General features: G+C 63.2%; 7 protein-coding genes, 3 tRNA genes and 1 pseudogene. 5 read left to right on the plus strand and 6 right to left on the minus strand.

Going from position 1 to position 10,554, the window contains the following annotated elements:
• Positions 1 to 214 (minus strand): annotated as a pseudogene (locus tag OSH12_RS25925) (hypothetical protein); the annotation flags it as partial.
• 463 nt (positions 215 to 677) lie between these two features.
• Between OSH12_RS25925 and OSH12_RS25930 the strand changes: the two are divergent.
• Complete coding sequence (locus tag OSH12_RS25930; RefSeq protein ID WP_266346541.1) at positions 678 to 6,293, plus strand: DUF3320 domain-containing protein; 5,616 nt, start codon at positions 678 to 680, stop codon at positions 6,291 to 6,293.
• A gap of 112 nt (positions 6,294 to 6,405) precedes the next feature.
• On the opposite strand, the gene OSH12_RS25935 is transcribed toward OSH12_RS25930, so the two are convergent.
• On the minus strand, positions 6,406 to 6,672 hold the full coding sequence (locus tag OSH12_RS25935; protein ID WP_266346542.1) for a hypothetical protein: 267 nt from the start codon (positions 6,670 to 6,672) through the stop codon (positions 6,406 to 6,408).
• Positions 6,673 to 6,903: 231 nt separating this feature from the next.
• Here OSH12_RS25935 and OSH12_RS25940 point away from each other — a divergent pair, with 231 nt between their 5' ends.
• On the plus strand, positions 6,904 to 7,071 hold the full coding sequence (locus OSH12_RS25940) for a hypothetical protein (protein WP_266346543.1): 168 nt from the start codon (positions 6,904 to 6,906) through the stop codon (positions 7,069 to 7,071).
• Here the strand turns inward: OSH12_RS25940 and OSH12_RS26320 are convergent.
• The 4 genes from OSH12_RS26320 to rlmB form a co-directional block, all read right to left on the minus strand.
• Positions 7,068 to 7,400 carry a beta family protein gene (locus tag OSH12_RS26320; RefSeq protein ID WP_407660768.1) on the minus strand — a complete coding sequence of 111 codons (333 nt, stop codon included), beginning with the start codon at positions 7,398 to 7,400 and terminating at the stop codon, positions 7,068 to 7,070. The genes OSH12_RS25940 and OSH12_RS26320 overlap by 4 nt on opposite strands.
• A gap of 81 nt (positions 7,401 to 7,481) precedes the next feature.
• A complete protein-coding gene (locus tag OSH12_RS25945; RefSeq protein ID WP_266346544.1) occupies positions 7,482 to 8,072 on the minus strand; it encodes a thermonuclease family protein in 591 nt (196 codons plus the stop codon).
• A gap of 428 nt (positions 8,073 to 8,500) precedes the next feature.
• A tRNA-Thr gene (locus OSH12_RS25950) sits at positions 8,501 to 8,576 on the minus strand.
• Positions 8,577 to 8,753: 177 nt separating this feature from the next.
• On the minus strand, positions 8,754 to 9,596 hold the full coding sequence (rlmB, locus tag OSH12_RS25955) for a 23S rRNA (guanosine(2251)-2'-O)-methyltransferase RlmB (protein WP_323180743.1): 843 nt from the start codon (positions 9,594 to 9,596) through the stop codon (positions 8,754 to 8,756).
• 200 nt (positions 9,597 to 9,796) lie between these two features.
• Here rlmB and OSH12_RS25960 point away from each other — a divergent pair.
• From OSH12_RS25960 to OSH12_RS25970, 3 genes are all read left to right on the plus strand, one after another.
• Positions 9,797 to 9,881: transfer RNA gene (locus OSH12_RS25960), tRNA-Tyr, on the plus strand.
• Between the two features lie 19 nt (positions 9,882 to 9,900).
• Positions 9,901 to 9,974: transfer RNA gene (locus OSH12_RS25965), tRNA-Gly, on the plus strand.
• A 107-nt stretch (positions 9,975 to 10,081) separates the two neighbouring features.
• A partial coding sequence (locus tag OSH12_RS25970; protein WP_266346508.1) for a GTP-binding protein occupies positions 10,082 to 10,554 on the plus strand: 473 nt, incomplete at its 3' end.

Raw genomic sequence — 10,554 nt, forward strand, 5'->3', positions numbered from 1 at the left:
GCGCAGAAGCTCGCAATAATCGGGAAGCAGAAGGAAGACATAGCCCGGCTGCCGTCAGGCTCGCTTCGATGGTCGGCCGCAGGCTGTCCCAGAAGAAGCCATCGATGACGACGAGGGCCGAATCGTCCTCCGGCGCGGCGTAGCGACCGATATCGGCGATGACGCCCGGGCCTTGAACATCGCGCAGCGGTCCCCCGTAGCCTCGTTGAGACATGGCGAATACTCGATTGATTTCGGTGTTTGAGACCTTTCGCGGGCGTCGGACCGGAAGCGGGAGGTGGCTTCCGGCCCGACTGGTCGGCGGGGGGCAGCGCTAGCGCAGCGTCAGGCCGCCATCAACGGTGACAATCTCGCCGGTGGTGAACGAGGCTGCGTTGGAGAGATGCTCGTTGTGAGAGGGGCGGTTTTCCAGGGTGACCTGACACGCAGAGCGTGCTCGATCGTCGAGGAGACCTCGCCGCTACTGCGCAAGTGATGTTAACCGCCATTTGTAAGTCAGAATGAGAACCCCGACTTTACCTCGCCGAAGGCGGATGGCGGCTCCATGATCCTGATGATACGACGCTCCCGTTACGATATAGACTCGCCGGCCAAATGCTTGAAATTACTTCGCCCATCGGTTGCGGTCTTCCAACGCTTGCGTTCTATTCGGAAACTCTTCCGAACAGGGTGATACGATGTCCGAAGCCGAGACTGCCTCGATTTACCAGAGCAACCTGCCCCTCGAGACCAAGCTCGAGCGCGCGCGAATCGAGCTCCTCGATCTCTCGGCCAGGAACCGCCTCCTCAACGTCCCGCGCTTCTCGAAGGCTGCCCGGACCATCGACATCGTCGACGAGCGCTCCACGGAGGTCTACAGGCTGCTCGCCAAAGATGCGAAGGCCTTCACCTTCGCGGCCGGCCGTCCCGACCGGGCAGGCGCAGATGCGGCCGTGGAGGAGGACGAAGACCTGTCCGCGGTAGAGCTCGCCCAGCCCGAGGAGGCCGAGGAGGAAATGGACGGGCAAGGCCGCGCCAAGCGCCACGTTGACACCAAGCTCCAGACGCGGATGACTCCCAAGGGTCTCCAGAAGCGCCTGCTCGATCTCTACCACGACGCGAGGACGTTGGAGGAGGAGCAGGGCGTCAACGTACTGTTCCTGGCGCTTGGAATGCTCCGGTGGATCGATCCCAACAATAAAGACAACATCCGGCATGCGCCTCTCGTCCTCGTGCCTGTCCGACTTGAGCGCGGCACGGCCGGCGAACGGTTCCGTCTGCGTGTGCGGCCGGAGGACCAGACCTCGAACCTCTCTCTCGAAGCCTATCTCGACCGGGTCCACGCCCTTCGACTTCCCTCCTTCGAAGGCGGCGACGACTTCGACCCGGGCGCCTACTTCGCGGAGGTCGCCGCCGCTGTCTCTACGAAGGCCGACTGGGCGGTCGCCCCCGACGACATCGTGCTCGGCTTCTTCTCGTTTTCAAAATTCCTAATGTACAGGGACCTTGATCCCGAGAACTGGCCGGAAGGCGGCCGCATCACTGACCAGGCGATGATCCGCTCCCTCCTGTCGGACGGGTTCGACGGGGGCGACCCGCTATTGTCAGACGACGAGCGGATCGATCGTCACATCGCCCCCGCCGACATGCTCCACATCGTCGACAGCGACGGGTCGCAGACGCTCGCCGTCCACGATGTCCGGCGGGGTCGCGACCTGATCATCCAAGGGCCACCCGGTACGGGCAAGTCACAAACCATCGCGAACGTCATCGCCTCAGCGGTCGCCGACGGCAAGACCGTGCTGTTCGTCGCGGAGAAGATGGCCGCGCTCGATGTCGTCAAGCGACGTCTCGACAACGCGGGTGTCGGCGACGTGTGTCTGGAGCTTCACAGCAACAAGGCTAACAAGCGAAACCTGTTGGAAGAACTGCGGCGCACCTGGGAACTCGGTTCGCCGCGTGGCGAGTTCCCTTCCAACCTGACGGGACGGCTCAAGGAGGCACGAGATGTCCTGAATGGCCATGCCGAGCGCATGCACGTGGCGCATCTTCCGTCTAGGCTGACGCCTTATCAGGTGTTCGGCAATATAACGAAGCTGCGACGCGAAGGTCAGCGTCCAGTCGACCTTCCGCTTGACGGAGCGACCCGCTGGTCTCCCGACGAACTCGATGATCGGCGCCGATTGCTCGTCGAATTGATCCAGCGCGTCGACGAGATCGGTCTGCCGATCAGCCATCCCTGGCATGGCGTGGGCCTCGACATGGTGTTGCCGACGACGCTGGAGCGTCTGGTCCCCCGGATCGAGGCGCTGCGCTCTACGGTGGCCGGGTTGCGGTCGGATCTTGCCGGACTCTCGGCGACCCTCGAGGCCGATCAAACACCGACGCGCTTCGGCGACGTGGTGGCGTTGCTTGAGCGTGCCGAGACCATCGCGGCTGCACCGGGCCTCTCGGCCCACGCGCTGTCCGATCCGGTCTGGAATGACCGGAGGGACGGGATATCGGGCCTCGTCGCTGCTGGCGCAGACCTCGCGCGAAAGACGGACGATCTCGCCGCGTCGGTCCATTCGACCGCACTGGACACGTCCATCGAAGGACTGGAAGCGCAGCTTGCCTGGTTGCCCGGCGACTTTCCGACGGAAGCTTTCGCCCGAGCACGCGAGCTGGGAGACCTCCTGCCGCGACTGCGTGCCGAGACGGACAGGCTCTCCGCCGAGCTGGGCATTCCTGGCCCCATCGACACCCTGTCCTCAATCTCCCGGCTGGTGACGACGGGTGAGCGCGTCGCGGCTGCGCCGGATGCCAGCCCGGAAGCCTTCGCCGCCACGGTCTGGGACCAAGGTGTCGAGCAGGCGGGAGACCTCGCGGAAAGTGTCGAGGTCCTGGAGCGGTCTCGCCTCGCCGTCGGCGACCGCCTTCTCGACGTCGCCTGGACGACGGACGTCGCGTCCGCCCGGCAGGCGCTCGCGACCAATACTGGCCTCCTTAAGTCGCTGAGTGGCGAGTACCGCAAGGCTAAGGCACTGGTGCGTTCGATCGCGCGTATCAGCGACATGCCAACGGCCGAAATTATCGAGTTGCTCGACGCCCTGATGAAGGGGCAGGCCGCAGCGAGCCGCGTACGGGAGGGCGACGCCTTTGGGCGCTCGGCATTCGGTACTGACTGGCGCGGCGAGCGTTCGGCGTCTGCGCCGCTCCTTGCTCTTGTCGCGTGGATGCGGACGCTCCGTGGCCTCGGAGCCGAACCTCGCCTGATCGCCGGGCGCCTCGCCGAGCGTCGGCTCGCGGGCGAGCACGCCGCGCTGGTCCTGCGCATAGTCGACGCAGCGAAACCGCTGCTCGATGCGCTATGGTCGGATCTCGGTTCGGCAGCCGGAGCCGCTTTGGCTGGCGCGATCTCCGTCGACCGTGCGCAGCTCGACCTCGTCGATGCTCGGGTCCGCAACCTCGCCTGGGCGGACGACCTATGCCGATCCCTGATGCGTGAGGTCCCGCAGTCTATGCCGGAGCGGCTTGCCCTCATCTCAAAGATCGCTTCCTGGCAGGGAACCGCCCATTCGCTCGATGAACGGTCCGACCTCGGGGCGCAAGCCTTTGGTCCGGTTTGGCAGGGACGACGGTCCGAGTGGACGACGCTAGCGAATGCGGTCGCCTGGATAGGGTCGCACGGCGATCTCCGTCACCTCGCTGCCCGGTTGCCTAAGCGGACTGCGATCGCCGCCGAAGTGCGGAACGCGGAGAAGGACTCGGAGGCAGCCGCCGCGTCGCTCGGCGAGATTGAGTCCTTGCTAAGCACGGGGCCTCGCAGCCTCTTCGGCGTCGAGACGAATACGGACGTTCCCCTCGATCGCTGCTTCGAGCGTCTCGATGCATGGCTTGCGAACACCGAACAGCTCTCGAAGTGGGTGGCGTACCGCGACCGCGCGGACAAGGCGCGGACATCCGGCCTTCCGGCCTTCGTGGACCATCTTGAGGACGGTCGTCTGGATACGTCCGCGGCGTCGCCGTCCCTGGAGATGGCGTATTACGAGGCGATCCTGGCCGAGTTGATACACAATAATCCAGAGCTCGGCCGCTTCGACGGCAACCTCCACGGACGACAGGTGCGCGAGTTTGCCAATCTCGATCGCGAGCACATCAAGGCCGCGAGCCTAGAGGTTGTGCGGGCACACCACCGCCGTATCCCGCCACGTGACGGCGGCGCTGGTCCAGTGGGGATCCTTCGCGGAGAGATGGCCAAGCGAAGCCGTCACATGCCGATCCGTCTGCTCATGCAACGTGCTGGACCTGCGATCCAGGCACTGAAGCCCGTCATGATGATGAGTCCGCTCTCGGTCGCCCAGTTCCTAACGCCCGGCAAGCTGACCTTTGACCTTCTCGTGATGGACGAAGCCTCGCAGATCCAGCCCGTCGACGCACTCGGGGCGATCGCCCGAACACGTCAGGTCGTCGTAGTCGGCGACGAACGCCAGCTCCCGCCCACCAAGTTCTTTTCGAAGATGACGGGTGGGCAGGGGGGCGACGAGGATGAGGAAGGAGCGGAGGTCGCCGACATCGAGAGCATCCTCGGCCTCTTTACAGCCCGCGGATTGCCCCAGCGCATGCTGCGTTGGCACTACCGCAGTCGCCATCAGTCGCTTATCGCGGTCTCCAATTCCCAGTTCTACCAGAACAAGCTCTTCATCGTGCCTAGCCCCTACACCGCCGAAGCGGGAATGGGCCTGCGTTTCCATCATGTCCCGAACGGTGTCTTCGACTCTGGCGGGACATCAGCGAATGCAGTCGAGGCGCGAACGGTTGCTGAGGCGATCTTACGACACGCCAAGACCAATCCCGCCGAGTCCCTCGGTGTCGCGACGTTTTCGGTGTCCCAGCGGCGTGCGATCCAGGACGAGGTTGAAGTGTTGCGCCGCCTGAACCCCGAGACGGAGGAGTTCTTCCACGCCCATCCAAGCGAGCCCTTCTTCGTCAAGAACCTTGAGAACGTGCAGGGCGACGAGAGAGACGTCATCATGATCTCGGTCGGCTATGCCAAGAACGCGCAGGGGTATATGGCGATGCGCTTCGGGCCGCTGGGTGCCGAGGGCGGGGAGCGCCGCCTAAACGTCCTCATCAGCCGCGCCAAGCGCCGCTGCGAGGTCTATGCCTCGATAACTGACGAGGACATTGACCTGGAGCGCGGCAAAGGAAAGGGCATCTTCGCTTTCAAGCTCTTCCTGCACTACGCCCGGACCGGCCGTCTCTCGATAGCGCAGTCGAGCGATGGCGGAATGGACAGCGTTTTCGAGGAGCAGGTGGCAAGCGCGCTTCAAGAGAAGGGGTACCAGGTCCATCCGCAAGTCGGCATCGCGGGCTTCTTCGTCGACCTCGCGATCTCAGACGCAGAACGGCCCGGACGCTATCTCCTCGGCATCGAGTGTGACGGTGCCTCCTACCATTCCTCGCGTTCGGCACGCGACCGCGACCGCCTGCGACAGGCCGTGCTCGAGGATCACGGCTGGATCATCCACCGGATCTGGAGCACGGACTGGTTCCAGCGACCACAGGAGCAACTCGAGCGCACGATCGCGGCCATCGAGGCGGCCAAGGCCGAGCTCGACGAACGGACGGAGCGAGACTTCGCCATCCATCGCGCGGTCCCGGTCGAGATCATTACCGTTGACCGCGGCGACGTGACTGAGTTCGGGTTGGCGAACGCCGTGCCAGAGGGAGAGCTCTTCGACGCTACCTATGTGGAGGCGACCCTGACGCGGCCCGGCCCTTACGAACTGCATGAGACCCCGGTTGGGCGAATGGCTGACCTCGTCGCTCAGGTCGTCCACGTAGAGTCCCCGGTCCATGTCGACGAGGTCGTGGCGCGCGTTCGGTACGCCTTCGGGCTTCAGCGCGCCGGCGCTCGTATCCAAGCGGCCGTCGAACAGGGTATCGAGCGGGCCGTGGCCCACCGCGGAGTCACTCGCGATGGCGACTTCCTAACCCTGCTTGATGCAGAGCCGGTCGTGCGCGACCGCCGAAACTCCTTTTCGCCCGGGCTGCGAAAGGTCGAGATGCTACCGTCTTCCGAGCTTGCGGTGGGCGTTTTGCGGATCGTGGCAGACAACCTCGGTGCGACGGACGAGGAGGTTGTCGGCACGTTGTCGCGAAGGTTGGGGTTCAAGGCGACCAGTGCGCAGCTAAGGTCGACCATCGGCGCTGTGGTGGCCGCTTTGGTTGAACAGGGACGCCTGAGCAGGAAGGGCCGGATGCTCGTTATCGGTGCGGGTGCCGTTCCGGCGGGCCCCGTCATTGAGGACAGGCCGGCGCTCCTGAACTGAAGGTACGGGCCTCGGCATCCGCTCGTTCCCATCCGCCTCGCGAGCCAAACTTCGTTCCGTCGCGTTACGAGCCTTGTTTCTCAACTGATGATTGGATCCGAAACGTGTCACGCTAACATGCCGCCCCCATTCTTCTCACCAAAGGGTCGGCTATCCGGTGCCGGCAAGGTGACAACTTTTGTGCTTCGTCGGCCTGCGGCAGCACGACTCCGGCGCCATATTCCAAGGCCAAGCATTGGAGCCTGTCCTTCAGCTGCCCGCCGGTCTCGGAGTGATCGGGCAGGCAGCTTTGGCATCGCTGTGCGGCAGCGCCGACATCCACAGGCTCGTGGTTCTCGACCGCGGTCATGACCTCGGAAATCAACAGCTCCGTCATCATCAACATTCCGGTTGCCTGCCCCTCATTTCGTTCGAGCGCCGGCGGCCTGGCCGTCAGGCTCCAGTTATCGATCGATACAATGACCAGGAGCTAGATCTGGTTCCCGTAAAGGGGAACCGTAGCGAGTTACGGAGCGGACAATCGAGTCGTTCGGAACCACAAAGAAAAGGCCCGGAAAACCGGGTCTGTTCTAGTTAGTCGTGGTGCTCAGGCATCTGCTTGAGCTGATCCTTGGTCCAGGCGGTCACTGCGTGGCCCTACACCGCAAGCATCAAGCTGGGCCTGAAGGACGTCGGCAATGTCAGCGTCTGCAAGGTCATCGGGAGTGAGTCGGAAGGTTGGGGCAACGTCAAGATCGGCGGCGGCGCTGAGGAAGCGGGCATTGCTGCTGGTTGTTAGAACTGGACGCGCGTCCACCTACCCGCGAGTGCATCGAAGAAGCGGCTCAAAGGGTGCTGCCCGTTATGACACTCGGCGTCCGGGTCTAGTGTCGCCAAGTCAACAGATGCACGATGGCCTGTCCAGGCCAGTCGGAGCCTGACTGCATCATGGGTAATTCGAGCATCAAAAGCCGCATCAACCGTATCGCCTGAAAGCGGATTATAGCTATGGCCTGTGACTGTTAGAAGCGGTTCCACCACGCGATTGTGAGCGGCAACAAGGTTTGTGAGTGCTGTCTGCTCGCCGCGCTTCCAGCGCAATAGTGGCCTATAAATCACGGCTTCCACTTTGGTGGCATATTGTTGTTATGCAACCGCACCGAGAGGAGGGGATTGCGCAAGGTCACTCATCGGCTCAACCTTTTGTGACTACCGCCCCCAGAATGGCGCTCGCCACCCGGCCGCGATCGCCTCGCCCTCATCGCAAAACCACCGCTCGCCCTGCTCGACGCTGACCTTGGTCTTCGCGTACCAGGGCGACCACGGCGCGTGATAGATGTGCTCACCCTTGCGGTTGATGTTGCCCTTGATCGGGCATCCGTTGGGCGCCTCTTGCTTGGCAACTTCCCAGCGGTGAGCCCGATAGTCCCAAGGTGTCTCGCTCTCTTGCTCCCAGACGCCGACGCCGGCTGCACGCGCCTGGTTTTCGGTCTCGGCATAGTCATTGGAGTAGCGCCGGAACGCCCAAGCCATCCCCTCTTTGACCATCAACCGGCCGAGATCCAGGCCCGCGACTTTGCAGACACCGAGCGCGCGGCCATAAATTTCTTTGCCTCGATCAACGCAGGTGACATTGCCTTCGGCGACTGCGCCTTCCATTGCGGCGATGGCCTCTTGCCCGCATCGCCAGGTGCCGCGACCAGGCTTGCGGCATTTCTGGCCGGCCTCTGGTGCGTCTATCCCGAAGATACGGATGGTGGTCCCATCGACGCGCAGCGTGTCGCCGTCGATGCCATGCACCTCCGAGGCGAGGGCTGCCTCCCCATCCTGTTCCGCATCGCCTTCACACTTCTCGACGCTGAAGAACGAGCGCTCGGACTCGCGCCGCTGAAGCGCCCTGACTGGTGGCGGCCATGACGAATCACGTCATCCATGCCTATCGCCGGCAATAGCTTGAATTTTGGATAGAGAGAGCCATCGCGCTGCTCGATGCTCTGGACGGCGACGCCGACTTGGAGGTTGAAGCAGAGCTGGAGCGCGACGAAACGGAAATCATTTCCGATTTGCCTGGCTTCGCTGAGAGGTGCCAGTACGTCCGGGCCGGGATCAGGCGGCCAATTGGGGCTGAAGAGGAGCTACAGCGTTGCCGAAAAGGTGGATTTAGGGGTGGATCCAAAAAAATCCAAACCCGCTATCGTGTTGTAAGCGCTAATCTTTTTTGAGGGAGGTGGTGCCGGCAGCAGGATTTGAACCCGCGACCTTCGGTTTACAAAACCGCTGCTCTACCAACTGAGCTATGCCGGCCCGGAGACGGGTGTAGTGAGGACGACACCCGCCGGTCAAGCTCGGATGTCGCAGATTTTTACAATCCTCTGTATTTCGCACATCCCGTCCCTGCGACGGCTCGTCGCGAGCGGGCAGGGTGGTGACGCGAATCACGCGGGAGGAGCGGCCCCGCGTGATTCGATGTTGGTGCCTCGATCAGGTGCTGGTCGTGCTCAGGTGGCGATGGGCCAGATAGAGAGACAGCACGGCTGCGTTGGAGACGTTGAGGCTCTTGATCGCGCCGGGCATGTCGAGGCGGGCGACGACGTCGCAGCGCTCGCGCGTCAACCGGCGCAAGCCCTTGCCTTCGGCGCCGAGTACCAAAGCGATCCGGTCGCCGCGAATGCCTTCTTCCAGGGGCATGGTGCCTTCGCTGTCGAGGCCGACGCAGGAAAAGCCCATGTCGCGGAGGTCGGTGATCGCGGTTGCGAGATTCGACACCTCGATCATGGTGATGTTTTCGAGCGCGCCGGAGGCCGATTTGGCGAGAACGCCGGTCTCGGCCGGAGCGTGGCGACCCGTGGTGATCAGTGCATCAGCGCCGAAGGCGACGGCGGAGCGGAGAATCGCGCCGACATTATGGGGGTCGGTCACCTGATCCAGCACGACGACGAGGCGGGCTTCGCCGAGCGCGTCGAGATCCAGCGGCTCCAGCGGCGCGACTTCCACAGCCGCGCCCTGGTGCACGGAATCATTGCCGAGCAGCCGGTCGAGATCGCGCGGCGACGTGTCCTTCAGGTTGGCGGGGAGGGTGGCGCCCTCCTCGACGAGACGTGAGGCGGCGTTCTGCGTCGCGAGCAGCTGCAAAACCTTTCGGCGCGGATTCGAAAGAACCGCCGCGACGGCGTGGATGCCATATATCCACAGCTGATCTGGCCGGCGTTCCGCCGGTGCGTTGGAGGCGAAACGGCGGGGGCCGTTATGCCCAGGTTTACCCTTGCCACCCCGGAATTGCCCAGGTTGACGCTGCGATTTGCTGAATTTGTTTTCGTCGGTCATGCACCGCTTATACGAGGGGCGCGCGAAACCGGCAATCAAACTGAGCGTCTGATATGCGGCTGTGCACGCAAGGCGGGATAGTTGGCTGGATAGGCGTTGACAGGAAAAGGCGGTGCCTTCATAAGACGCCCATCGGCGGGCCAGCAACGGCCGGTTCCGCCGGTAACTACCTGAACGACGACGCTCTGCCGAAGTGATTTGGAGGGGTGCCCGAGTGGTTAAAGGGGGCGGACTGTAAATCCGCTGACTTAGTCTACGTTGGTTCGAATCCAACCCCCTCCACCACTTTGACGGAACGTTGCGTGCGGGTGTAGCTCAATGGTAGAGCAGCAGCCTTCCAAGCTGAATACGAGGGTTCGATTCCCTTCACCCGCTCCATCACCTGAGCCTTGCGCTGCAAGCGCGGTTGACGCGATGCGCAGTGGGTTGATGGTGCAGTCCGAGCCGCCCGGCTCGTTGTAACGAGACGACAGGAAGCCACGTCGATGGGTAAAGAAAAGTTTCAGCGCACCAAGCCGCACTGCAACATTGGCACGATTGGCCACGTGGATCACGGCAAGACGTCGTTGACCGCTGCCATCACCAAGGTGCTGGCAAAGACCGGTGGCGCGACCTTCAAGGCTTATGATCAGATCGACGCTGCTCCCGAAGAGCGCGCTCGTGGCATCACGATTTCAACGGCTCACGTCGAGTACGAGACGGCCAACCGTCACTATGCTCACGTCGATTGCCCCGGCCACGCCGATTATGTGAAGAACATGATCACCGGCGCAGCCCAGATGGACGGCGCGATCCTGGTCGTGTCGGCTGCCGACGGCCCGATGCCCCAGACCCGCGAGCACATCCTGCTTGCTCGACAGGTTGGCGTTCCGGCACTCGTCGTGTTCCTGAACAAGTGCGACCTGGTCGATGATCCGGAGCTCCTCGAGCTCGTGGAACTCGAAGTTCGCGAACTGCT

The sequence above is a fragment of the Kaistia terrae genome (assembly GCF_026344005.1).
Lineage (GTDB): Bacteria > Pseudomonadota > Alphaproteobacteria > Rhizobiales > Kaistiaceae > Kaistia > Kaistia terrae.